The organism is Pseudomonas sp. R19M, assembly GCF_050312585.1.
Lineage (GTDB): Bacteria > Pseudomonadota > Gammaproteobacteria > Pseudomonadales > Pseudomonadaceae > Aquipseudomonas > Aquipseudomonas palleroniana.
This window is the reverse complement of the sequence record NZ_JBNPJV010000050.1, coordinates 121,900-146,732: the sequence shown is the minus strand read 5'-3', so window position 1 is coordinate 146,732 and position 24,833 is coordinate 121,900. Positions and strand designations below refer to the sequence as shown.

The following is a 24,833-nucleotide window of genomic DNA, read 5'->3' as shown; positions in this document are numbered from 1 at the left end:
GGGATAGTTGGATCGGGGCCAAGTATCAGTAGGCCGTGTGAACACTCTATGTCTGGAATGTGACAATTAGATGAAAGGCCAGCATTCATGAAAAATCTGACAGGAAGGAGAAACTCAACAAATTCGGGGTTTGCGAGGCAGGTTGAAGCGTTTGGGGAGTTGTTTCAGAAACACTCTGTAATCGTTGCTCGAACACCGGTGGCGAGCGAGCCTGCTCGCCACCGGCTCATCGATAGCTCAGCGCCCGCGCTTCCACAGGTATCCGCCCACGGCCATTCCCATCACACACAGGACAGCAACGTAATAGGCCGGGCCCATCGGGCTTTCCTTCATCAGCAACGACACCGCCAATGGCGTCAGGCCACCGAATACGGCATAGGCGACGTTGTAGGAAAATGACAACCCACTAAAGCGCACTACTGGCGGGAAGGCTTTCACCATCACGTAGGGCACCACGCCGATGGTGCCGACAAACAGACCGGTCAAGGCATACAGCGGGAACAGCCAGTCGGGATGGGCAAGCAGGCTGTGATACAGCGTCCATGAGGTCGCCAGCAGCAGTGCGCAGCCGCTGACCAACACGCGGCCGGCGCCGAAGCGGTCGGCCAGGGCGCCGGAGGCGATGCAACCCAGGCTCAGGGTGACGATGGCCAGGCTGTTGGCTTGCAGGGCGACGGTCGGGCTGAAGTGATAGAGGGTTTGCAGCACGGTCGGGGTCATCAGGATCACCACGACAACGCCGGCCGACAACAACCAGGTCAACAGCATCGACAGCACGATGGCGCCACGGTGGTCGCGCAATACTGCGCGTAATGGTAACTCGGCGGCCAGGGCCTTGCGCTGCTGCATCTCGGCGAAGATCGGCGTTTCATGCAGCCAACGACGCAGGTATACCGACAGCAGCCCGAACACACCACCGAGCAGGAACGGGATGCGCCAGGCGTAATCGGCGACCTGCTCCGGGCTGTAGATCGTGTTGATGGCCGTGGCCACCAGCGAGCCCAGCAGGATACCGGCGGTGAGGCCGCTGGTCAGGGTGCCGCAGGCGTAGCCGATGTGCCGGGACGGAACGTGCTCGGAGACGAACACCCAGGCGCCCGGCACTTCGCCACCGATCGCGGCGCCCTGGATGATCCGCATCAGCAGTAACAGCAGCGGCGCCCACAGGCCGATCTGCGCGTAGGTCGGCAGCAGCCCCATGATCAGGGTCGGCACGGCCATCATGAAGATACTCAAGGTGAACATCTTCTTGCGGCCCAGCAAATCGCCGAAGTGCGCCATGATGATGCCGCCCAGCGGGCGTGCCAGGTAGCCCGCGGCGAAGATGCCGAAAGTCTGCAGCATGCGCAGCCATTCAGGCATGTCGACGGGGAAGAACAGTTTTCCAACCACGGTGGCGAAAAACACGAAAATGATGAAGTCGTAGAACTCCAGCGCCCCGCCCAAGGCAGACAGCGACAGCGTTTTATAGTCGTTGCGGGTCAGCGGGCGCGAAGGTTGCGCACTGCTTGCGGGCACGGAGGACATGGCAAGGCTTCTCTTATAGTAATCAGAACGGCAAGCCCGGGACTTGCATCGGGTTTGGCAAGATAGCAAATCGCTTGGAAAAGCACAGCGTCCGCCGAATAACACTTCAATGGGCGAAATATTCCTTGTTCATACGCTTTAACCGCAATAAGAAGCACAGTTGCCGGAAAAAGCCGCATTACAGACGCTAATTGCCGACCAAATGAGCGTCGGGTGGTCGTCGCGGCGCAATCGTCCCGATATACTCGGCCCTTGCAAGCGCCAGACCCGCTGTCTTGAGGGGCTGCTGTGCCAAAACGTTGTTGGGTGCCATCCAGCCGATTTGGCAGAGTTTCCCTTTAGTCCGCCTTACGAGAAACGCATTGAGCGGTGTATGTTGGTGCTGAAACGTTTTTTTGAAGACGGCTATCCACTTGAAATACCCATGAAGCGTCACGGGTCAGAGGCACCCTCGGCATGATCGAACTCGAACAAGAAGATCCTATCCCGCAAGGCGATCTCGCTCTGCAAATCACTGCGCTTCCGCGTGAAACCAACGGTTTTGGCGACATCTTTGGTGGCTGGCTGGTCGCACAGATGGATTTGGCCGGCACCGCCATGGCCAGCAAGGTCGCAGGTGGGCGCGTGGCCACCGTGGCGATTGATCGCATGGCGTTCCTGGTGCCGGTGGCCGTGGGCGCGCAGTTGTCCTTCTATACCCAGGCCCTGGAAATCGGCCGCAGCTCGATCCAGATGATGGTCGAAGTGTGGAGCGACGACCCGCTGTCCAGCGAATGGCGCAAGGTCACCGAGGCGGTGTTTGTCTTCGTCGCCATCGATGGCAGCGGCCGTACTCGTTCGGTACCGTCGCGCGCGCGTTAAACCTCGCCGGTTTTTGACGGTCAATTGCCCCATTGCCTGCCCATTGAGAGTATTGCCATGCCTACGCCCCACGTTGAAGCCGTGAAACAGGACGAGCTGGATTGCTGGCGCATCCGCCACAACGACGCCGAACTGATGGTGGCCCAACAGGGCGCGCACATCTTCAGTTATCAGCGCCAGGGCGAGCAGCCGCTGATCTGGCAGAACCCTGAGGCGGTGTTCAAGACAGGCAAAGGCATTCGTACCGGCGTGCCGGTGTGCTGGCCGTGGTTTGGCGTATTCGACCGCAACCCGCAGAGCGTGAAGGCGATGCGTCAAAGCGAGCAGCCGGCTGGCGCTCACGGTTTTGTGCGCACCGCACTCTGGACCTTGGCCGCAGCCGAGGCCGAAGGCAATGCACTGCGCGTCGACTTCGTGTTACCGGCGCCGGCAGGTGGTTTCCCTGGCTGGCCCCATCAGGTCGACCTCAAGCTGAGCCTGCTGCTGGACGACCAACTGCATATCCGCCTGACCAGCCATAACCGTGGCACCGACACCGTGACCCTCAGCCAGGCACTGCACACCTACTTCGCTGTCAGCGATGTGCGAAACGTACAGGTCGAGGGCCTGGATGGCCTGGCGTATATCGATACTGCCGACGGTTGGGCCGAGAAAACCCAATCCGGCCTGCTGCACTTTACTGCAGAGACGGATCGCATCTACCTCGATACCCGGACGCAGCTGAATATTGTCGATAAAGACTGGCAACGCCGCATCCAGCTGACCGCCGAGGGCTCCAGGTCCACTGTGATCTGGAACCCGTGGACCGAGCGCGCCAAAGCGCTGGACGACATGGCCGACGACGGCTGGCCGGGCATGCTGTGCATCGAGACGGCCAACGTGCTGGATGATGTGGTGAAGCTGGCGCCCGGCGAAAGCCACACCTTGGGCGTGAGCCTCAGCGCTATCACCCTGTAAACAAAACATGTGAGAGGGGGCTTGCTCCCTCCCACAGGGATAGGCGTTGCGGATTAGAGATCCGACTCCTTCACGACCCGCACCTTCGCCGCATCCAGCGCATAGGCGGCATCCGCCAAGTCGTTATTCACCTTCTCCACCTTCAGCATGCCCGTGACCCATAGCGGCGTGTAGATATCCTCCAGCTTCAGCCCCTTGGGATAACGCACCAGCACCAGCTGGTTAGGCGGTGGTGGCGGCACATGGATGCAGGCGCCCGGGTACGGCACCAGGAAGAACAACGTACTGCGACCCTTCGCGTCGGTTTCCAACGGGACGGGGTAGCCGCCGATACGGATGTTCTTGCCGTTCATGGCCGCCACGGTCTTGGTCGAATACATCACCGCAGGCAAGCCTTTGCTCTGCTTCAAGCCACCTTTGTCGGTGAAGGTGCCTTGTGCTTCGGGAGAGTTGTGGTCGATTTCAGGCATGGCTTCGAGCGCTTTCTGATCCGAGAGCGGCATCAGGTCTAGCCAGTCGGTTTCCGGCAGTTCGCCAGCGTGCGCCAGGCCGGAGCCCAGCAAGAGAAGCGTTAACAGAAGTCGGCGCATGGGGAAGCTCGGCAAGTACAAAGTGGCGAGCATTCTAACCCTCTGCACCTGCGCAGCGCAGAGGGTTCAACGCGTGGATTATTTCTTTTTCAGCAGGCCGTAGATAACCAGCAGCACGACAGCGCCAACCAACGCACCGAAGAAGCCTGCGCCTTGGCCCGCCTCGTAGATGCCCAGGGCCTGACCACCGTAGGTGGCGACCAGAGAACCTGCAATACCCAGCAGGATCGTCATGATCCAACCCATGCTGTCGTCGCCAGGCTTGAGGAAACGCGCCAGCAGACCGACGATCAGGCCGATAAAGATGGTTCCGATGATACCCATGGCATTTCCCTCTGAATGTAGGTGAACTATGCCAAAGCCTAGCAGGCTTTGGCATCCTGCAATCAGAGGACGGCGACCCCCAAATGGTTCCCGCCGATCCCGGGCTTATTGTTCGGCGATCAGCGCTTCAACCTTGAGGATCTGCGCTTGCAGCGTTGCGCGATCCTTGCAACGCAGGTTGGCATGACCGACCTTGCGCCCCGCCTTGAAGGCCTTGCCGTAGTGATGCAGATGGCAGTCGTCGATAGCGATGACTCGCTCAACCGCAGGCACCGTGCCGATGAAGTTCAGCATGGCGCTCTCGCCGACCTTGGCCGTAGACCCCAGCGGCAAGCCGGCGACCGCCCGCAGGTGGTTTTCGAACTGGCTGCACTCAGCGCCTTCGGTGGTCCAGTGCCCGGAGTTGTGCACACGCGGGGCGATTTCGTTGGCCTTGAGGCCACCGTCGACTTCAAAGAACTCGAACGCCATTACGCCAACGTAGTCCAGCTGCTTGAGCACGCGGCTGGAATAGTCTTCGGCCAGGGCTTGCAGCGGGTGATCAGTGCTGGCCACCGACAATTTGAGGATGCCGCTGTCGTGAGTGTTATGCACCAACGGGTAGAAGCGGGTTTCACCATCACGGGCACGCACGGCGATCAGCGAGACTTCACCGGTGAACGGCACGAAGCCTTCCAGCAGACAGCCAACGCTGCCCAGCTCGGCAAAGGTGCCGACCACATCAGCCTCGGTACGCAGGACTTTCTGGCCCTTGCCGTCGTAACCCAGGGTACGGGTTTTCAGCACGGCCGGCAGGCCGATGCTGGCGACGGCAGCGTCCAGGTCCGCCTGGGACTGGATGTCGGCGAAGGCCGGGGTCGGAATGCCCAGGTCCTTGAACATGCTTTTCTCGAACCAGCGGTCGCGAGCGATACGCAGCGCTTCGGCGCTCGGGTACACCGGTACGAACTGCGACAGGAAGGCCACGGTTTCGGCCGGGACGCTTTCGAACTCGAAGGTCACCAGATCGACTTCGTCAGCCAGTTGGCGCAGGTGGTCCGGGTCGCTGTAGTCTGCGCGCAAGTGCTCACCAAGAGCGGCCGCGCAAGCGTCCGGCGCCGGGTCCAGGAAAGCGAAGTCCATTCCCAGCGGCGTTCCCGCCAGGGCCAGCATGCGGCCCAATTGGCCGCCACCGATTACACCGATCTTCATCGTCAACAACCTCAGGCGATACGTGGGTCTGGATTGTCCAGCACGCTGTCTGTCTGTTCAGCACGGAATTTTTTCAGCACCGCATGGAATTGCGGGTGCTTGGCGCCCAGGATGCTGGCGGACAGCAAGGCTGCGTTGATCGCACCGGCCTTGCCGATCGCCAGGGTCGCCACCGGAACACCGGCCGGCATCTGTACGATGGACAGCAGCGAGTCCACGCCCGAGAGCATCGACGACTGCACCGGTACGCCGAGCACCGGCAGGTGGGTCTTGGCCGCACACATGCCCGGCAGGTGGGCTGCACCACCGGCACCGGCGATGATCACCTCGATGCCACGGGATTCTGCTTCATCGGCATACTGGAACAGCAAATCCGGAGTGCGGTGGGCGGAGACCACTTTCACTTCGTAGGGAATGCCGAGTTTTTCCAGCATATCGGCGGTGTGGCTAAGGGTGGACCAATCGGACTTGGAGCCCATGATCACGCCAACCAATGCACTCATCGTCGTGCCTCTTCTCTCTGGGCGCCCGCGGGCGCGTCAAAAAACAACAAGCCACGCGGGAGACCGGCGTGGCTTGTTGTACGAAATTCAGGCCGATTGGACCGGCCGAAGGCCGCGCAGTATACCGTAATAATGCAGATAAACAGCCCCTGGAATGACCATCTGTCTTACGGCGCAAACCAGCGGTTTTATTGACTTACGAGTCAGTCCAAGACACCGCAAAACCCTGTGGGAGGGGGCTTGCTCCCGATAGCGGCGTATCAGTGACAAATAAGTACCTGACACCCCGTCATGCCAGGCCCCTCCCACATTTGAACAGTTTTGGTCTCAGGCATTCTGCGCCGCTCCCCCCTCCAGCTTGCGCCACAGCAGCCGCACGTTCGCCTTGCGCACCAACGCGCAGCGATACAGACGGATCTCCAGCGGCACATGCCATTGCGGGCCGCCGCACACGACCAGTTCGCCCCGGGCCAATTCCGCCCGTACGCTCAGTTGCGGTACCCAGGCGATGCCCAAGCCTTCCAGGGCCATGCTCTTGAGGCTATCGGCCATGGCGGTTTCATACACCGTCGTAAAGCGCAGCGCACGCTGGCGCAGCAGCAGGTGCACCGAACGGCCCAGGAAAGCACCGGCGCTGTAGGCCAGCAACGGCACGCTGGCTTCGCCCTCCAGGTCGAACAGTGGCTTGCCCTCGGCGTCGGCGGCGCAGACCGGGAGCATTTCGGTGTTGCCCAGATGCAGCGAGGGGAAGATTTCGGCATCCATCTGCATCGCCGCGTCCGGGTCGTAGAACGCCAGCATCAGATCGCAGCCACCTTCGCGCAGGGCGTGCACCGCGTCGCCGACGTTGGTGGCGACCAGCCGCGTGGCAATGTTCAAGCCTTCGTTGCGCAATTGCGCAATCCAGCGCGGGAAGAAGCCCAAGGCCAGGGAATGGGCCGCTGCCACTTGCATGACCTCACCCTGCCCGCCTTCCAGGTGATGCAGATGGCGCAACACTTCCCCGAGCTGTTCGACCACCGTACGCGCGGTGACCAGGAACAACTGCCCCGCCGCCGTCAGTTCCACCGGCGTACGCGAGCGGTTGACCAGGGTCAGGCCCAGCGCGGCTTCCAGGCTACGGATGCGGCGACTGAACGCCGGCTGGGTCACAAAGCGCCGCTCCGCCGCCTGGGAAAAACTGCGAGTTGCCGCCAGGGCACTGAAGTCTTCCAGCCATTTGCTCTCAAGGTTCATCACTTCCTCCCACGGGTATGCACCATTTTGGCACACACGCCCGCCATCATAGCTGGGTCACATCCACATTATGCCGTTTGTGCATGGGTCAGTGCTGAACAGCATTGGCCCAAAAACTTATGGAAGCCTAGCATTCGCAGCGTTCCGGCCAGTTCCGGGTCCATATCGAGATGATTTCCGTCATGTCCTCCGCTGCATCTTTCCGTACCGAAAAAGACCTGCTTGGCGTACTCGAAGTACCCGCCCAAGCGTATTACGGCATCCAGACCCTGCGAGCGGTGAATAACTTCCGCCTCTCGGGCGTTCCGATTTCGCATTACCCGAAATTGGTGGTCGGTCTGGCAATGGTCAAGCAAGCGGCGGCTGACGCCAACCGCGAGCTGGGTCAGCTCAGCGAAGCCAAGCACGCTGCCATCAGCGAAGCCTGTGCCCGTCTGATCCGCGGCGATTTCCACGAAGAGTTCGTGGTGGACATGATTCAAGGCGGCGCCGGCACTTCAACCAACATGAATGCCAACGAAGTCATCGCCAACATCGCGTTGGAGGCCATGGGCCACAACAAGGGCGAGTACCAGTACCTGCACCCTAACAACGACGTGAACATGGCGCAGTCGACCAACGACGCCTACCCGACCGCGATCCGCCTGGGTCTGCTGCTGGGTCATGATGCGCTGCTGGCCAGTCTCGACAGCCTGATCCAGGCGTTCGCCGCCAAGGGTGAAGAATTCAGCCACGTCCTGAAAATGGGCCGTACCCAACTGCAAGACGCCGTGCCGATGACCCTCGGCCAGGAATTCCGCGCCTTCGCCACCACCCTGGGTGAAGACCTGGCCCGCCTGAAAACCCTGGCGCCGGAACTGCTCACCGAAGTCAACCTGGGCGGCACCGCCATCGGCACCGGCATCAACGCCGACCCACGCTATCAGGCCCTGGCGGTACAACGCCTGGCCGTGATCAGCGGTCAGCCGGTCGTACCGGCCGCCGACCTGATCGAAGCCACTTCCGACATGGGCGCCTTCGTACTGTTCTCCGGCATGCTCAAGCGTACCGCGGTGAAGCTGTCGAAGATCTGCAACGACCTGCGCCTGTTGTCCAGCGGCCCGCGTACCGGCATCAACGAAATCAACCTGCCGGCACGCCAGCCAGGCAGCTCGATCATGCCCGGCAAGGTCAACCCGGTGATCCCGGAAGCCGTGAACCAGGTAGCGTTCCAAGTGATCGGTAACGACCTGGCACTGACCATGGCAGCCGAAGGCGGCCAACTGCAGCTGAACGTGATGGAGCCGCTGATCGCATTCAAGATCTTCGACTCGATCCGCCTGCTGCAACGCGCCATGGACATGCTGCGCGAACACTGCATCACCGGCATCACCGCCAACGAAGCCCGTTGCCGCGAGCTGGTGGAGCACTCCATCGGCCTGGTCACCGCGCTGAACCCGTATATCGGCTACGAAAACGCCACCCGTATCGCCCGTGTCGCCCTTGAAAGCGGCCGCGGCGTGCTGGAATTGGTGCGCGAGGAAGGCTTGCTCGACGATGCCATGCTCGACGACATCCTGCGCCCCGAGAACATGATCGCTCCACGCTTGGTCCCCTTGAAGGCCTAAGTGTCTGTTGCACCGCTCACCAGGCTGAGGGACTAGACACCTCTCACCTTTTGAGGGCCTGAAGGCTCGTTCTTCAGGCCCTTTTTTTGTCTCAAGGTTGTGAAATGATGCCCATAAAAACTCCAATATCGCCCTGTAAACCCTCCTTGCCAGCCGACACACGGCTGAAACCTTTAATCGTCTCGTGCAGACGGATCCCGCTCGCCTAGGTATAGTGCCGCCCCTCTTCGCGTCTACGGCCATCGATACGAGGCCCGAAGCAACGCGAAAGCGCATGAATAACAACACCCGCAAAAGGATTGGGATCGAACCGTCGCGCACTGCCTGGTGCTATGCGAAGGCCCGGACCGTCCTGCGTTTGCCATTAGAAAAATCAGCGAGGAACACTCCATGCTCGAAGTCATCAACGACTTCCTCTCAGGGAAAGTACTGATCGTGCTCATTGTCGGGCTCGGCGGTTATTTCACGATCCGCTCGCGTTTCGTTCAATTACGTCACTTTTTCCACATGTTTTCGGTGTTTCGCGACAGCCTGAAAAACAGCTCCGACCAACTCAGCTCGTTCCAGGCGCTGATGCTCAGCCTGGCCGGCCGTGTGGGTGCCGGTAACATCGCCGGTGTCGGCATTGCCGTGACCCTGGGTGGCCCGGGCGCCGTATTCTGGATGTGGGTCACCGCATTGGTGGGCATGTCGTCGAGCTTTATCGAGTGCTCCCTCGGTCAGTTGTACAAGCGCACTGACGCCGAAGGCACCTTCCGTGGCGGCCCGGCTTACTACATCCAGCACGGCCTGCAAAAACGCTGGCTGGGCATGCTGATGGCGTTCCTGCTGCTGGTCACATTCGGCTTTGCCTTCAACGGCCTGCAAGCCCATGCCGTGACCCACTCGCTGAACAATGCTTTCGGCCTCGACACCACCTACACCGGCCTTGCCCTCGCGGTATTGCTGGGCCTGGTGTTCATCGGCGGGATCAAGCGAATCGCCTCGATTGCCGACCTGCTGGTGCCGGTCAAGACTCTGGTCTACATCGCAGTAACCCTGTACGTGATCGTGCTGCAATTCGACCACGTGCCGGCCATGCTCGCGACCATCGTCAAGAGCGCCTTCGGCCTCGACCAAGCCTTCGGCGGCCTGGTGGGCAGCGCAATCATCATGGGTGTGAAGCGCGGCGTGTTCGCCAACGAAGCCGGTCTGGGCAGCGCGCCTAACGTGGCGGCAGTGGCTTCGGTAGAACACCCGATCGCCCAGGGCGTGGTCCAGGCGTTCAGCGTGTTCCTCGACACCTTCGTGATCTGCACCTGCACCGCGCTGCTGATCCTGCTCTCCGGTTTCTACACCCCAGGCTTTGAAGGCGACGGCATTGCGCTGACCCAGAACTCCCTGGCAGCCGTAGTGGGTGACTGGGGTCGCATGTTCATCTCGGTAGCCCTGGCGTTGTTCGTGTTCACATCGATCATGTACAACTACTACCTCGGCGAAAGTAACCTGCGCTTCCTGGTCGGCAACAACCGCAAGGTGCTGATGGGCTACCGCACACTGGTGCTGGTGCTGATTTTCTGGGGCTCGATCGAGAACCTGAGCACCGTATTCGCCTTCGCCGACATCACCATGACCCTGCTGGCGTTCGTCAACCTGTTCGCCCTGGCGTTCCTGTTCAAGATCGCCATGCGCATCCTGAACGACTACGACAATCAGCGGGCAGCGGGCATCAAGACGCCGGTGTTCGATTCCAGCCAGTTCCCTGATCTGGATCTGGACCCCAAGGCCTGGCCGGCCAATCCGGTGAAACCGGACAGTGCCCCGGCGGCTGAACTGAGTGCTCAAGCGCAGCGCCAAGCGTAATAAGAGCCGATAGATGACACGCCGCCCGGCCTTGGGCATGCTCTGGGCCCGGCGGCGTTTTTCGTTCAGGAGATTTCTTGATGCAATCAGCTAACAACGTGATGGTGCTCTACACCGGCGGCACCATCGGCATGCAGGCCAGCGCCAATGGCCTGGCGCCTGCATCCGGTTTCGAAGCGCGCATGCGCGAACAGCTTTGCAACCAGCCATTGCCCGCTTGGCGTTTCCGGGAAATGTCCCCGCTGATCGACAGCGCCAATATGACCCCGGCTTACTGGCAGCGCCTGCGCACCGCCGTGGTCGAGGCAGTGGACGCCGGCTGCGACGCAGTGCTGATCCTGCACGGCACCGACACCCTTGCCTACAGCGCGGCGGCGATGAGCTTCCAACTGCTGGGGCTGCCGGCGCCTGTGGTGTTCACCGGCTCCATGCTGCCGGCCGGCGTGCCGGACAGCGATGCCTGGGAAAACGTCAGCGGTGCGCTGGCAGCCTTGGGCGAAGGCCTGGCGCCCGGCGTTCATCTGTATTTCCACGGCGCGCTGATGGCGCCGACCCGTTGCGCGAAGATCCGCAGCTTTGGTCGCCACCCGTTTGCCGCGTTGCAGCGCAATGGCGGCGTGGCCCGGGCCAGTGACATTCCGGCGGCCCTGGATTTTCGTCAGCCCAAGGCCCTGGCCAACATTGGAGTGTTGCCGCTGGTGCCGGGCATCGCGGCCGTGCAATTGGATGCGCTGATCGACAGCGGTATCCAGGCGCTGATCCTCGAGTGCTTCGGCAGCGGCACCGGGCCCAGTGACAATCCTGCGTTCCTGGCCAGCCTGCAACGGGCACAGGACAAAGCAATCGTGGTCGTTGCCATCACTCAATGCCATGAAGGCGGCGTGGAGCTGGATGTCTACGAAGCCGGCAGCCGCCTGCGTGGCGTCGGCGTGTTGTCCGGCGGAGGCATGACCCGTGAGGCGACATTCGGCAAGCTCAATGCACTGATCGGTGCCGGGCTCGAGGCATGCGAAGTCCGTCGCCTGGTGGAACTGGACCTCTGCGGCGAATTGCGCTGAGGGCTGGCCCCCATCGTACATAAGCACCACCGCTCCTGACGCGATGCTTCCTAGCATGGCAACGCTCCGGTTTTTCCGGAGCGTTTGCCACTATCTCGCCTGTCAGGAAGCGCCATGCCTCTATCTCTCTCCACCGAGCCCGACCCAGAGCTCATTGATGCGCTGATTGCGCAAATGTGCACCGGCCCCGCGTTTCGCGAAGTGGCCGCGACAATGCTGCGCGCCCAGTTGAAAACGCTGTATCCCGATTGGGATATGGACCCGAACACGATCGTGGTTGGCACCCCGTCATGGGATGTCAAAGATGGCCAGGTCATCCCCGTTGGCCGTGATTATGCGGTGCTCACCGATATTCTCGTGGTGCAGGCGGTATTTGCCCTGCCGATGCTCTACCTCGAAGGCCAACATTTTTTGGCCCAGTTGCCGATCGTTGAGCCTGCGGTGCACCTGCCGGTGCGTATCCTCGATATTGCCGGTGCGATGAACATCCTGGCCCCGATAATGTTGCGGGCTTATCAACAAGCGCAATTGGACTACTGGAACAGCATCGAGAACAGCGGCGGTTCACGTTGGCACAGCTTGTCGATCATGTTGCGCGACTTCTGGAACATCAACCAAGTGCCTGGCTTGACGGAAGACGATTGCTTCATGGCGCGTCAACTGTTCCAGACGTCGGATGCCGCGACACGCAAGCGCGAGACCTTTGATGCCCCTCGCGCTTATGTGATTGATATCGACGAAGTCGATGCCGACGGCAAGGCCAACCATGTGGATGATTACTTGATCAGCGTCCTGATCGGCAACCAGAATGGGGCCGAAGTCATTCTCACCCAGTCACTGTTCTCGGGGTTCAAGAAATACCTTTCGCTGGAAGCGCTGGGCCAAGACCTGCCAATGCTGACGGTGGCCAATAAAAAGCAGCGGTGGCGCCTCGTCGAACCGGAAGGAGATTTTTTCGATTATCTGGCCTGCGCGTTGATCAGCATCCAGGTCAAGGATATCGGCGCCATCGACGTTTCTGATCTGGGCACGCCGGACACGCCTCGCAACCGCCCTGCGCAGCCGCCGGCACCGCGTTCCAAACGCAGCACACGGCCCTTGCAGGAATACGTACACGCCCTGCCCGACTGGCTGACCAGCGCCTCCATCTCTGACCAGGATGCCTATGCCCGACACCTCAAGGACCTGGCAACCCTGCACAGTGCCAACGAAGGCCGCAGCTATGACGAAGGCATCAGCTCTCTTCACGCGTACACCCTTGAACGGCTGAAAGCCGAAATGCTCAAGGATCACCCCGACGCTGATGCGCGGTGGCTCGATGGCGTCGAAATCGTGGTGCGCAGCCCTGTGGTCTGGGGCCTGTTCACCGTCCCCGGAAAAATAGAGACCACAGCATTCACCCTGCCGGAGCTTGCCCTGCAGAACTTGATCGCCCTGCCATTAGGGAACAAGTCCCTGCGTTATCACATCACGCTGGTGCTGCCGCAATGGTTCACCGTCAACTACCTGGAACGCCTGATCAGCCGGGTGGATGTCGGGAATACCTACCCGGCACTGATCAAGGAAAAACTGCTGGCGCACCCACAGGAGGCGGATCGCCGCCAGCGGCTCTATGCCGAGCACTTGCGCATTCAACTGCCGTTGCTGGCATTGCAATGCAAGATACGCGGCGAAAGCGCCATTGATGAGCAAGGCTACGCCTACGTGAAAGCCGTCATGCGCGCCGAGCCCAGTGACCGGCAAGTGCAGGGCCAACCCATCGTGATCCGCCCACTGGCGTTTGTGCCGACTCGCCGAGCAGATAAAACGCCGGATAAGGTCGCCAATATGTTCGTGATCGGTCCCCAGGACCCGGCCGCCGGTCCATGCCTGTTGTATCGGCCGTTGCTCGACAACCCCCTGTCGCAGTTCCCTTCGCCCAGCAACTTGCTCTATGCCCTGCAGCAATCAGTAAACCTGCGCGAATCCGTACTGGCCTGGCTGCCCGATACGGTGAGCACTGACTATGCCCGCTATGTATTCCCTGGCGACCTGCCCTCGCCCTGGGCCGTGGTCGATTTCATGGTCGACCCCTTCAAGGTTTGGACGATGGGCGGGCCGGTGCTTCTGGGCCAGGCCACGATCACCGATGACCAGTTCAAGACGCTCTACCACGCCAATGCCAATGCCATGGTCACCCTCGCCGACCGGCAATCGGTGTCCAATGCCGAAGCCCGCTGGGCCACGTTCAAACGCACCGGCTGGATGACCTTCAATCTGGCCTTGCCATTCCTCGCGCGTACCGTGGGCATCGCCGCCTGGATCTGGCAGATCATGGATGAGTTACAAGTGGTGGTGGAGACCCGCGCCCATCCTGAGCAGGACTCCACCTGGACCGCACTTACCGACTTGCTGCTGAACATCGGCATGGCCATCACTTTGCACAGTGCCAGCCGCAGCGCCCCTGCGGGTTCAGTGCGCAACGAACCGACGCCCGCACCACGGCCACCAGCCGCCCCGGAACCTGTGACAACCAGCCAGCAGCCGACGATTTCGGCAGAGGCACTCGCCGTACATGACCAGCCCCTGATCGTCAGCGGCGCGATCAATCGCGCACCGCCGCGCCTGGCAACCGTGCTGGACAGTTTCAAGGTGAGCAAGCCTGACACGTTGGGCGAGGCGCACCACGAGGCAGGCCCGTGGCAAGACCTGTATCGCGGCGGCCAGCATTGGTATGCGCCAGTAGGCGAACGCTGGTTCCAGGTCACAGTGGATGAAGGCGAAACCGTGCTGATTGTCGACGCTCGAAACCCTTCGCGTACTGGCCCTCCGCTGGTTCACAACAGCAAGGGTCAATGGTTCATCGATACGCGCCTGCGCCTTCGGGGAGGCAGCCCCAAACTCATGAGTACCAAAGCCCGCGCGCTGGCCCGACAAAAAGCAGAGGAGCTACGTCGGCAGCTGGAAATATTCGAAAGCCAGAAAAAAGCCAACCAGGAGGCGTTGCAGAACGCGCGCCAGGCGATGGATGCGCAGCCCTCCACATCAACGCAAGCATTGCGCCAGGCTTATCTGCAGACCCTGCAAACCCAACGCACGGAATACGAGACGGCGTTGCAGATGCTCAAGGAAATGAACGTGCATGAACCCACGGCGCAATACGCGCCAAAAGCCTTGAGTTACATCAAGGCCCAGGCCCGATTGACCCAGGCTACGCTGAGCGAAATCCTTTCGCGCTTCACACCCAAATGGCGCATCGTGCATGAGCAGCTGCAACGCCAGGCTGTGGTGTCCATGGAGCGACCGATTGAAGACTTCCGTGAGATGCGCGAGCTGACCGGCGCATTGCTTGTACAGCTGGAATACATGCACGGCCGATTCCGGGAGCTCAAAAGCCTGGCCAGGGACGGTGCCGTTTTGCTGGATACCCTCAAGAGCTCGATGCCGGTCTACAGCGTTGACGACCTGAAGGCCATTCGCGTGTCGCTCAGCCGCAACCTGTGCCTGCCCAAGGACACCTTGCAGACAGCTCCCGAGGCCTGGTCGGAAATAGACAACATCATCGACACAGCGGATGTCGCAATCCAATGCCTGCGCGATACATTGGAGGAGCGCAGCGATCGACGCCTGGATGAACGCTTTGACACCTTGAGCAACCTGGTCGAGCAGTTTCAACTGCTGGACGAACGCCTGCAGGATTTTCCCGTGGAGTACTCCGCGCACGCCATCACCGACCAGTTGCAGGAGTTGCGCGGCGAGCTGAGTGGCTTCCAGCGGCGCGCCGCGAGGAACCTCGGGGTATTGAGTGCCGAGCGCGGAGTGCTCAGGAGCCGACCGACCCCGCCCTCGACCCCGCCACGCCCGTTGAAACAGTTTATCCACACTCGCTACGGTGGCCTGCTGATCGGTGAGCCGCGCTTGAACGAAGTCGGGCTGGAAACCGGCCTGGTGGATATTCGCTCACCGCTGACCCATCAGATCCTCGCCACTTACCATGAAAAATCCAAGGGTGTCTGGGTACTTCACGAAAGAGCCCCATCCCCTTCCGCCGAACCGGCTGAGGTGGATCTGCAGTTGACCATCAATCAGGGCCAGGCATTGCTCGATGGGCTGCCCGCCTTTCAAGCGCGTGCCCGTGCCCACAGCAACCTCGCCGATCGTGAGCCCTTTGGGATCGAGTATCTGTACCACAAACACGCACAGCGATTGGAGAAGGCAAGCAATGCCATCGAGCAGGCACTGACTCAACATAACATCACAGAGAGCGACGCCATGGCGCTTCCCGCGAGCGAGGTGACCAAAGCGATTGATAGCGCGTTGGCCCAGCTCTATCAGCAGAGTAATCAACTGGTGCAAAGGGCGCTCAAGTTGTCTCCTCCTACCGTGACAGGGGTGCAGTGGCTTAAACAACACAATACGATCGCCATCAAGAAAACCGTGAACCGCCGTCGAATCAAGTCCCACACGCCTGACTATCTGGATGAGTACACCATCAGCGACCGCGTGACGCGCGAAGTGCTCTGGTATGCCCACTTTCACTACAGTGCCAACTGGACACCGGACAAGTCGATGTTATCTGCACGCCTGAAGACTCCAGCCGAGCACAGCCAGGGCGCCGCCGCCGACTCGCCCAAAGGCTTGAACCATCAACAAGCCGTTGCCTACTACCGCAGCGAGATCAGCCTGCAGCAAGCCCGTGAGCTGTTTTTCGAGCGCCCAAAATCCGAGTCCAGTCGTTAATCGCCACCAGGGGCACGGCATGCAATTTGCTGCGCCAGTGCACTTCTTCGCGCTGGTGTCCCCATGCTGCATTCACACCTGACGACCCTCAACGCTGTATCTCTGGTCCTGACAACCTTCAAGGACCAGGGGCTGCCGGCCGAGGTATTACTGGCCGGCAGCGGCATTGGCACAGCAGACCTGCGCCGCGCCGACACGCGCATCACCACCTGCCAGGAGATGCGCGTATGCGCCAATGCCGTAGCCCTGCGCCAGGACATTGGCCTGGAACTGGGCCAGCGCATGCACGTGTCGTCCTACGGTCTGCTCGGCTATGCGTTGTTGACGAGTGCCACCTTAGGTGACGCTTTGCGTCTGGCGCTACGCTACCCGGCGCTGTTGGGAACACTTTTTGAACTCAGCCTGGTGGAAGACGGCGAACAGATTTGGCTGACCGCCGGCGACTATCGGGAAAATCCCGCGCTGGCGGCGTTCAATGTGGAGTTTTGCCTGGTGTCGATGAAAGTCATTTGCGATGACTTGCTCGGCGGCCCGCTGCCGTTGCGTGAAGCGCGTTTCGACTACCCGGCACCCGCCTACCACCCGCGATACGCGGAGCGTTTCGACTGCCCTTTGCAGTTTGACGCACGGCACAACGGCTTTGCGTTCGACGCCCAGTGGTTGCAACAACCCTTGCCCCTGGCCGATGCCATCACCCATCGGGCGATGGCCGAACGCTGCCGCAAACAGAACTCCGAATTCACCGGGCGCCAGGCCTGGCTCAACCGCGTGCGCCAGTTGCTGGCCGAGCAACTGCACGCCGCGCCCGGCCTGGACGGCTTGGCGGCGCAGATGAACTGTTCCGCACGAACCCTGCGCCGGCATCTGCATGCGTTAGGTTGCAGCTACCAGCAATTACTCGACGAGCTGCGCTTTGAGCAGGCCAAGCAATGGCTGGCGCAAGGGCAATGGCCCATTTACAAGATCGCCGAACAATTGGGTTTCAGCGAGACCGCAAGTTTTCGCCACGCGTTTATGCGCTGGAGTGGGGTCGCGCCCAGCCTGATGCGCCATTAGCGGGCGAATTACGGTCAAAGTCTTTGGCCACATTTATCCCCTTCTGGCCGCTCCTGCCATTCTCTTGGCCGCCCCCGCACCGCAACACTTGAAGGCACAACAACACGCCTGCGGGAGCCCCCATGCTGACGATCTATTCAGACGATCACCATCTACACCACGGACGCTGCGAATTGATGGACGGGCAATTGATGCCCTGCTTCGAAATGCCCTCGCGCGCCGACCATGTGCTGCAACGGGTCAAGGACCGTGACCTGGGACCGGTGCAGGCACCACAGGACTTCGGCCTGGCCCCGCTGCAACGCATCCACAGCCGCGACTATCTGGATTTTTTCAAAAACGCCTGGGCCCGCTGGACCGAATACGGCCAGGACGGTGACCTGCTGCCCTACACCTGGCCTGCCCGCACCCTGCGCCGGGTGTTGCCCACCAGCTTGCATGGCCAACTGGGCTACTACAGCTTCGACGGCGGTGCGCCGATTACCGCTGGTACCTGGCAAGCCGCCTACAGCGCGGCACAGGTAGCGCTCACCGCGCAGCAGGCGATCCAGCAAGGCGCCCGCAGTGCCTTTGCCCTGTGCCGTCCGCCCGGGCATCACGCCGCCAGTGATTTGATGGGCGGTTATTGCTACCTGAACAACGCCGCCATCGCAGCCCAGGCGTTCCTCGACCAGGGCCATGCAAAAGTCGCGATCATCGACGTGGATTACCACCACGGCAACGGCACCCAGTCGATTTTCTATGACCGCAGCGATGTGCTCTTCACCTCCATCCACGGCCACCCGGAGGCTGAGTTCCCGTTTTTCCTGGGGTATGCCGATGAGCTGGGAGAGGGGCCTGGCGAGGGCTTCAACTTTAACTACCCGCTGCCGGCCGGCTCCGGCTGGGACACCTGGAGCGCCGCGCTCGAAGCGGCGTGCCAGGAGACCGAGCGCTTTGATGCCGACGTCATTGTGGTGTCCCTGGGAGTGGACACGTTCAAAGACGACCCTATCTCGCAATTCAAACTCGACAGCCCGGATTACCTGGCGATGGGCCGGCGCATCGCGCGTCTTGGCAGGCCCACGCTGTTCGTGATGGAAGGCGGCTACGCCGTCGAAGAAATCGGTATCAACGCCGTCAACGTCCTCGAAGGTTTCGAACAAGCAGGAGCCGCCCAATGAAGATGCTCACCACCCTGGCCCTGTGCGCCGCCGTATTGAGCGGCGCGACGCAGGCCGAAGAAAAACCCCTCAAGGTCTACAACTGGTTCGACTACATCACGCCCAAGGCCCTTGAGGACTTCAAGGCACAAAACCCCCAGATCAAACTGGTGTACGACATCTTCGACACCAACGAAGCCCTGGAAGCCAAGCTGCTCACCGGCAACTCCGGGTATGACGTGGTGGTGCCGTCCAACGTGTTCCTGGCCAAGCAGATCGAAGCGGGCGTCTTCCAGCCCCTGGATCGCAGCCAGCTTCCCAACTGGAACCACCTCGACCCCAAGCTGATGAAGCTGATCGAGGCCAACGACCCCGGCAATAAATTCGCCGTGCCCTACATGTACGGCACCATCCTGATCGGCTTCAACCCAGACAAGGTCAGGGCGGCACTGGGGCCCGACGCACCGGTGGACAGTTGGGACCTGATCTTCAAGGAAGAGAACATCAGCAAGCTCAAGCAATGCGGCGTCGCCTTCCTGGATTCGCCGTCGGAAATCCTGCCGCTGGCCCTGCAGCACCTCGGCCTGGACCCCAACAGCAGCAACCCCAAGGATTACGACAAGGCACAAGCCCTGTTGATGAAAATCCGTCCGTACATCACCTACTTCCACTCCTCCAAGTACATGGCCGATATCGCCAACGGCGACCTTTGCGTGGCCGTGGGTTACTCGGGCAGTTTTTCTCAGGCCGCCAACCGCGCCAAGGAAGCCAAGAACGGCGTCACCGTGGACATGCGCCTGCCCAAAGAAGGCGCACCGATCTGGTTCGACATGCTCGCCATTCCCAAAGGCGCGCAGAACCCGCAAGACGCCTACACCTTCATCAACTACTTGCTGCAACCCCAGGTGATTGCGCCGATCAGTGATTTCGTCGGCTACCCCAACCCGAACAAGGACGCGACCGAACACGTCGACCCAGCCATTCGCAACAACCCCAACCTGTACCCGACCGAGGCGGCGATGGCAACGCTCTACACCTTGAAACCCCTGGCGCGTGATGCCGAACGCGCCAGGACGCGCGCCTGGACCAAGATCAAATCCGGTACTTGATCACGCAGTGGCAAGGCCCACCGGAGCGAGGTCGCTCGCTCCGGTGGGTGTTACATCACATCCAGAAAAATGCGCCGCCCGGAGGGTGTGCCGATCGGCCCACGGTAGACCTGCGAGTGGCGCCCGGCGCTGCGTTCGGCCTGTTCAAAGACGCGGCCCATTTTGCGCTGCGCGGCTAATTTCAGGTGCGCCTTGGAGGGCTGGTCTGGCGGTGTGTGCAGCAAGGGGTAATGAAAGTGCGCGTACCACAGGGGCCGATAGCCGCCCATCACGTCCAGTACTTCGTATTCCTGCAGATAGTCCACCGTGCCGTCGATGGTTTCCGGCACCCGGCCATTGATCCGGCGGATACAAATCGCACGTTGCCCCAGCAGGTATTCCACATCGCCAACGGTTGGGGTCTGGCTGGTGCGGATCATATCGATACGCAGGCGATGACCTTTGTTGCGCAACTGAAGGGCAGTGGCCCGCAATTGGCTAATCAAGGCAACGCAGTCCTCATTGCTGCGGCTTTGGGTGAATTGCGCAAGCACGCGGGCAGCGTCGTCCAACCCCCGCGCCAGTTGCTCGAACTGCTCCTCTGCTGCAACCGGCGGCGTGCCGGGGCGCAAGGTTTCGGCCTCCGCCTGGTTGGCCCGGGCCAGTGAGGCCTGGCCTGCATCGAATGCTCTACGCCCACGCACACTCAGCCCTCGCACATCACGCTTGAGCCGCGGCACCCGGCGGATGTCCCACTGACCTTGGTCATTACTGATGATGTCGGGCCCCAGGGTTACTGGCTTTTGCAGCCGATCGACCACCTGGTAGACCGGGCTGTTGATATTAAAGACAGGGCTGATGCGAATGTGCGACAGCACGTAGAAGTGGTTCTCGTCCTTGTTGTAGACGAGCCCGTTATCGAAAAGGTGGAGACCTTTATGGAGCCCCTCATGAATCATCTCGCCTACCTTTGACGGGTGTGCTATCGCCGCCAATTGATGCTGCTGAACTGCCGAAAGCACCTGCCGTGCCCCCGCCCACGCGGCATCCAGCCGCTTGACGCGCGGGTGTGGCGACGCAGGCTCCTGGCCTTGTGGCCTGGCGGGATAAACCAGCAGCAGGGCCACCTGCCGCATCCAGCGAACGCCGTCGCGCCAGGGTACTTGAGCATTTTGCGTAACCTGCGCCTTGAAGGGGCTTGCGAGCAGCATCTTGCGGGTCAAGAACATTTCAGCGAAAGGCTGGGACAACACCGCGCCAGATGCAGGGGCAGTCATCACTTGTTGGAAGACCTGTGCCGACCACGGCCGAAACACCAACCAGGGGCCGACCTCATCGCTCCCAGCACCGATCAGGTAGCCTGACTCATCCGCCAACCGCCTGAACACCATCGGCTCGCCCTGCACGTGACGATGGGTCGCGTAAGTTCTCACGGCTGCGCGAAGCCGGTAATAACCCTCGAGCGTAACCCCCGCCAGACCTTGAAGACTGTATTCCAACGCCACCTTGCACAGGTCCATGGCCATTTCCCGAGCGAAGCAGGCTTGGTGCGCGGCGTCGTCCTCCGGCAGGTCGTCGAGCTGGGCGCGGGCGCAATATTTCTGATAGGCCCAGGCGGTTCTCACCAACAGCCTGCTGTAAGCCAATCGCCCCACGCGCGAGGCTTCTTTCAGCCAGGACGGTAACGATTCACGCAGCCCCTGCGGCTCGGGGTCCTGCTCGAAGAAATCACGGAACCGGGTCGCCCAGGCCAGTTGTCGATCCAGAGGCTCAAGGCGCGGGCTTTCACTGAGGTCAATCGCATCGATACGTTGCAACGCCGCTTCCAGCCCACACAGCGCCCAGCCCTCGAAGACGTCATGCTCAAGCCGCTCAGCGTCTACCAACACCTCGGCCTGCTGAGCAGACGTAAAAACCTCAAGGCCATGTCTCACGGAGTAGATCAGCGTTGTACCGGCCCCCACGATCGCCAATGCGAGGTCGTTGTGCCGTTGAACGCCATAGACCTCAATCGTGGAGGTTCGCTCGCCGCTGTCGGGAAACGCGAGCACAGCCTGGAGCAGCCTGCGGATGACGGGATCTGCCTGCTTGCGCAGAACCTTACGCAGCCGCTGTGCAAGCATCTGCGATAACTCGCGCCAGCGAGTTTCCGACGCCGCGCCGGGCGCGCAGAAGAACTCGATCAACTGCTCGGCGTAATACTCAAGCACCGCCTCCGGGTCGGCATCGAGCTGGGCCTGAGTAATGCCTAACGTGCCAAGGGTGGGGCGTAAAGCGAACAACTGGCTGGTGCGCAACTGCAGCGCATCGACAACGGGGGGTGGGGAAAGTGGGTCGGGCATGATCGTCTACCTAGAGCAAAGACACAGGAAGCCCTCACGGTATTGGCCTCTTCACCCGGCCAGACGGTAGTTAATTACCCGGCCTGCCATGCGGCGCGCAGACGCTTGAGCGCGAGTGCAATTTCCACCTCCGGCACGGCGGCAAACCCCATCACCAGGCCAGCGCGCTGGTCAACCGGCGTGCTTGATTGGGGCAGCCAGTAACTGCTCAGGCCGTTGACTTCCACCCCCACCTCACGGGCCTGGGCGAGCAGTTGCTGTTCGCCCGCCAATGTCTCCACCCGCACGGTCAGGTGCAGCCCAGCGGCCACGCTGGGCAGTTCGCCGATACCCCCCAACCCGTCCGGCCAACCCGCGAGCAACGCGTTGCGCCGGCTCAAGGCAGCCCGGCGCATACGGCGGATATGCCGCTGGAAGTGCCCGGCCGCCATGAATTCGGCCATCACCGCCTGGGTGCTGACTTCCGAGTGGCGCATGTCGACGGCACGGCGCCGGGAGAAGGCGTCCACCAGCCCCGGCGGTAATACCAGATAACCCAGGCGCAAGGCCGGGAACGCTACTTTGCCGAACGTGCCGACATACAGCACCCGCCCACTGCGAGCCAGGGCCGCCAAGGGCGACAGGGGCGCGCCGCTGTAGCGGTACTCGCCATCGTAGTCGTCCTCGACGATCCAGCCGCCCGTACGCTCGGCCCAGGCCAGCAGTTCCAGGCGTCGGGCCAGGCTCATCACCACACCCAGCGGGTATTGATGGGAAGGCGTGACATAAGCCACGCGGCAATCGGCAAGGGTATTGAGTACCTGGCAGTCGATACCCTCGTTGTCCACCGGTACTCCGTGCAGTCGCCCACCGGCCAGGGCGAACGCATGGCCGGCAGCACGATAACCGGGGTTTTCCACTGCCACTGCATCGCCAGGCTCTACCAGCAACTGTGCACAAAGGCTGATTGCCTGCTGCGCGCCGCTGGTGATCACTATTTGTTCAGCCGTGCATTGCAAGCCACGTGAGCTGCGCAGGTAAGCGGCAATCAACCCGCGCAAGCGAGCATCGCCAGCCGGGTCCCCGTAACAGAGTTGCTCCAGATCCGGCTTGCGCCAGAACGCCCCATTCAGCTTGGCCCACACCTCGAACGGGAACAGATCGAACGCCGGTACGCCCACGCGAAATGCCCGTGGCGGACCCGATGGAGGCTGAGACAGGTGGTTGGTTTTTATCCGCTCGACACCGGCACTGTGGATAACTTCGTCATCCAGATTTTCCGGCAAATTCGCCGCGTTTGTGGATAAGGCTGGGGATAAGCCTGTTGAAAACCCTGTGGACAGTTTTGTGGATAGTTTTTTTGCGGTGGGCAGTTGGGCTACATAGGTGCCATCACCGACCCGGCTCTCGATAAAGCCCTCGGCGTAGAGCTGGTCGTAAGCGCGCACCACGCTGTTGCGCGAAATCGACAACGCCGCCGCCAAATCACGGCTAGCCGGCAAGCGCGTGCCGCTGACCAGCCGCCCGTCCAGCACCCGCTGGCGCAAGGCGTCATACAGCTGGCGAGTCAGACCTTGGCAGCGATCCAGCTCGATTCCGGCGGGGTTGAATGACATCGGCGGCAAAACAGGCGGCATATTGGACCTATGAAATTGACCCTAGATGGCTCTTACAACGAACCAATAGCCTGCCTAGGATGCAAGCATTCGCCAAGGAAAATCTCCATGTACACACCGCGTGCCTTTGCCCTCGATGACCTGCCCGAAATCCAGCAACTGATCCAGCACACCCGCTTGGCGCAGTTGGTAACCTTTGGCGAACAGGGCCTGCAAGCCAGCCACCTGCCGCTGTTGCTCAACCCCGATGAAGGCCCCAACGGCACGCTCTATGGGCACCTGGCCAAGGCCAACCCACAGTGGCAAGCGCTGCAAAAAGGCAGCGACGCCCTGGTGATCTTTGCCGGCGCCGAAGCCTACATCAGCCCGGCCTTTTATCCGGCCAAGGCCGAGCACGGCAAAGTGGTGCCCACCTGGAACTACATCGCCGTGCACGCTTACGGCAAGGCCGAGGTGTTCACCGATGCCGCACGCTTGCTCAAGCTGGTCAGTGCCCTCACCGACCGTCATGAAGGCAATCGCAGCCAACCGTGGAAAGTCAGCGACGCCCCGGCCGACTACATCGACGGCATGCTCAGGGCCATCGTCGGCTTTGCCCTGCCGATCGACCGCCTGATCGGCAAGCGCAAACTCAGCCAGAACCGCAGCGCGGCCGACGTTGCCGGCGTTCGCGAAGGCCTGGCCGCAAGCCCGGACGTGCGTGACCAGACCCTCGCGCGCTTTATTCCCCAAGGAGTTTCAGAATGAACCCGACCGACATCCGCCAGGTGACTGCTGCCGACCACGCCGCCTGGCTGCCGTTGTGGCAAGCGTATTTGAAGTTCTACAACACTGAACTGCCGGACGCGGTGAGCCAAAGCACCTGGCAGCGTTTGCTCGACGCCAATGAGCCGACCCATTCGGCGCTGGCCTGGCAGGACGGCAAGGCGGTGGGTATGGTCAACTTCATCTACCACCGCTCCAACTGGAGCATTGAAAACTCCTGCTACCTGCAGGACTTGCTGGTGGACCCCGCTCAACGCGGCACCGGCGTCGGTCGTCAGTTGATCGAATTCGTCTACACCACCGCCAAGGCCGATGGTTGCTGCAAGGTCCATTGGCTGACCCACGAAACCAACGCCACGGCGATCCAGCTGTATGAACGCATCGCCGAACGCCCGGGTTTCATTCAATTTCGCAAAGGCCTTTAAGGAGC

The 24,833-nt window shown here is 61.2% G+C and carries 19 protein-coding genes; 11 read left to right on the top strand and 8 right to left on the bottom strand.

The annotated features are described in order from the left end of the window. Nucleotides 1-237: 237 nt before the first annotated feature. Entirely contained in the window at nucleotides 238-1,527 is a 1,290-nt protein-coding gene (locus tag ACQRBT_RS09650; protein WP_060756643.1) for an MFS transporter, read from the bottom strand. 456 nt (nucleotides 1,528-1,983) lie between these two features. Between ACQRBT_RS09650 and ACQRBT_RS09645 the strand changes: the two genes are divergently transcribed. Both ACQRBT_RS09645 and ACQRBT_RS09640 read left to right on the top strand, forming a co-directional pair. After that, nucleotides 1,984-2,388, top strand: a complete 405-nt coding sequence (locus ACQRBT_RS09645; RefSeq protein ID WP_003176975.1) for an acyl-CoA thioesterase — start codon at nucleotides 1,984-1,986, stop codon at nucleotides 2,386-2,388. A gap of 57 nt (nucleotides 2,389-2,445) precedes the next feature. Next, complete coding sequence (locus ACQRBT_RS09640) at nucleotides 2,446-3,345, top strand: D-hexose-6-phosphate mutarotase (RefSeq protein ID WP_412046225.1); 900 nt, start codon at nucleotides 2,446-2,448, stop codon at nucleotides 3,343-3,345. A gap of 53 nt (nucleotides 3,346-3,398) precedes the next feature. Here the strand turns inward: ACQRBT_RS09640 and ACQRBT_RS09635 are convergent, their stop codons facing one another. The 5 genes from ACQRBT_RS09635 to ACQRBT_RS09615 all read right to left on the bottom strand — a co-directional run bounded on the left by ACQRBT_RS09635 (nucleotide 3,399) and on the right by ACQRBT_RS09615 (nucleotide 7,189). Further along, nucleotides 3,399-3,935, bottom strand: coding sequence for a DUF3299 domain-containing protein (locus ACQRBT_RS09635; protein ID WP_060756686.1), 537 nt, complete (start codon nucleotides 3,933-3,935; stop codon nucleotides 3,399-3,401). A 78-nt stretch (nucleotides 3,936-4,013) separates the two neighbouring features. Further along, a complete protein-coding gene (locus ACQRBT_RS09630; RefSeq protein WP_412046226.1) occupies nucleotides 4,014-4,259 on the bottom strand; it encodes a GlsB/YeaQ/YmgE family stress response membrane protein in 246 nt (81 codons plus the stop codon). Between the two features lie 105 nt (nucleotides 4,260-4,364). Further along, the gene (locus tag ACQRBT_RS09625; RefSeq protein WP_060756640.1) at nucleotides 4,365-5,450 is read right to left on the bottom strand and encodes a 5-(carboxyamino)imidazole ribonucleotide synthase; all 1,086 of its coding nucleotides are present in this window, start codon (nucleotides 5,448-5,450) and stop codon (nucleotides 4,365-4,367) included. An 11-nt stretch (nucleotides 5,451-5,461) separates the two neighbouring features. Next, complete coding sequence (purE, locus tag ACQRBT_RS09620; RefSeq protein WP_060756639.1) at nucleotides 5,462-5,953, bottom strand: 5-(carboxyamino)imidazole ribonucleotide mutase; 492 nt, start codon at nucleotides 5,951-5,953, stop codon at nucleotides 5,462-5,464. A gap of 327 nt (nucleotides 5,954-6,280) precedes the next feature. Then, the gene (locus ACQRBT_RS09615) at nucleotides 6,281-7,189 is read right to left on the bottom strand and encodes a LysR substrate-binding domain-containing protein (protein WP_060756638.1); all 909 of its coding nucleotides are present in this window, start codon (nucleotides 7,187-7,189) and stop codon (nucleotides 6,281-6,283) included. A gap of 182 nt (nucleotides 7,190-7,371) precedes the next feature. Here ACQRBT_RS09615 and aspA point away from each other — a divergent pair, with 182 nt between their 5' ends. From aspA to ACQRBT_RS09580, 7 genes are all read left to right on the top strand, one after another. Continuing rightward, complete coding sequence (gene aspA, locus ACQRBT_RS09610) at nucleotides 7,372-8,796, top strand: aspartate ammonia-lyase (protein ID WP_060756637.1); 1,425 nt, start codon at nucleotides 7,372-7,374, stop codon at nucleotides 8,794-8,796. A gap of 390 nt (nucleotides 8,797-9,186) precedes the next feature. Beyond that, entirely contained in the window at nucleotides 9,187-10,638 is a 1,452-nt protein-coding gene (locus tag ACQRBT_RS09605; RefSeq protein ID WP_244384841.1) for an alanine/glycine:cation symporter family protein, read from the top strand. An 80-nt stretch (nucleotides 10,639-10,718) separates the two neighbouring features. Beyond that, on the top strand, nucleotides 10,719-11,696 hold the full coding sequence (locus ACQRBT_RS09600; protein WP_412046227.1) for an asparaginase: 978 nt from the start codon (nucleotides 10,719-10,721) through the stop codon (nucleotides 11,694-11,696). A 114-nt stretch (nucleotides 11,697-11,810) separates the two neighbouring features. Next, a complete protein-coding gene (locus tag ACQRBT_RS09595; RefSeq protein WP_412046228.1) occupies nucleotides 11,811-16,415 on the top strand; it encodes a hypothetical protein in 4,605 nt (1,534 codons plus the stop codon). Nucleotides 16,416-16,478: 63 nt separating this feature from the next. Continuing rightward, on the top strand, nucleotides 16,479-17,471 hold the full coding sequence (locus tag ACQRBT_RS09590) for an AraC family transcriptional regulator (RefSeq protein WP_412046229.1): 993 nt from the start codon (nucleotides 16,479-16,481) through the stop codon (nucleotides 17,469-17,471). A 122-nt stretch (nucleotides 17,472-17,593) separates the two neighbouring features. After that, on the top strand, nucleotides 17,594-18,634 hold the full coding sequence (locus ACQRBT_RS09585) for a histone deacetylase family protein (protein WP_412046230.1): 1,041 nt from the start codon (nucleotides 17,594-17,596) through the stop codon (nucleotides 18,632-18,634). Continuing rightward, the gene (locus tag ACQRBT_RS09580; protein WP_244384821.1) at nucleotides 18,631-19,722 is read left to right on the top strand and encodes a polyamine ABC transporter substrate-binding protein; all 1,092 of its coding nucleotides are present in this window, start codon (nucleotides 18,631-18,633) and stop codon (nucleotides 19,720-19,722) included. The genes ACQRBT_RS09585 and ACQRBT_RS09580 overlap by 4 nt, the downstream gene beginning before the upstream one ends. A gap of 50 nt (nucleotides 19,723-19,772) precedes the next feature. Here the strand turns inward: ACQRBT_RS09580 and ACQRBT_RS09575 are convergent, their stop codons facing one another. Beyond that, nucleotides 19,773-22,043: a hypothetical protein gene (locus tag ACQRBT_RS09575; RefSeq protein WP_412046231.1), complete on the bottom strand. Its 2,271-nt coding sequence runs from the start codon at nucleotides 22,041-22,043 to the stop codon at nucleotides 19,773-19,775. A gap of 74 nt (nucleotides 22,044-22,117) precedes the next feature. Continuing rightward, nucleotides 22,118-23,659 (bottom strand): PLP-dependent aminotransferase family protein, encoded by a 1,542-nt coding sequence (locus ACQRBT_RS09570; protein WP_412046232.1) that lies wholly within the window; start codon nucleotides 23,657-23,659, stop codon nucleotides 22,118-22,120. An 87-nt stretch (nucleotides 23,660-23,746) separates the two neighbouring features. On the opposite strand from ACQRBT_RS09570, the gene ACQRBT_RS09565 reads away from it, so the two are divergent. Together ACQRBT_RS09565 and ACQRBT_RS09560 are read left to right on the top strand one after the other, a co-directional pair. Then, nucleotides 23,747-24,385, top strand: coding sequence for an FMN-binding negative transcriptional regulator (locus tag ACQRBT_RS09565; RefSeq protein WP_412046233.1), 639 nt, complete (start codon nucleotides 23,747-23,749; stop codon nucleotides 24,383-24,385). Continuing rightward, a complete protein-coding gene (locus tag ACQRBT_RS09560) occupies nucleotides 24,382-24,828 on the top strand; it encodes a GNAT family N-acetyltransferase (protein ID WP_412046234.1) in 447 nt (148 codons plus the stop codon). Before ACQRBT_RS09565 ends, ACQRBT_RS09560 begins: the two co-directional genes overlap by 4 nt. The last annotated feature ends 5 nt before the right edge of the window (nucleotides 24,829-24,833 follow it).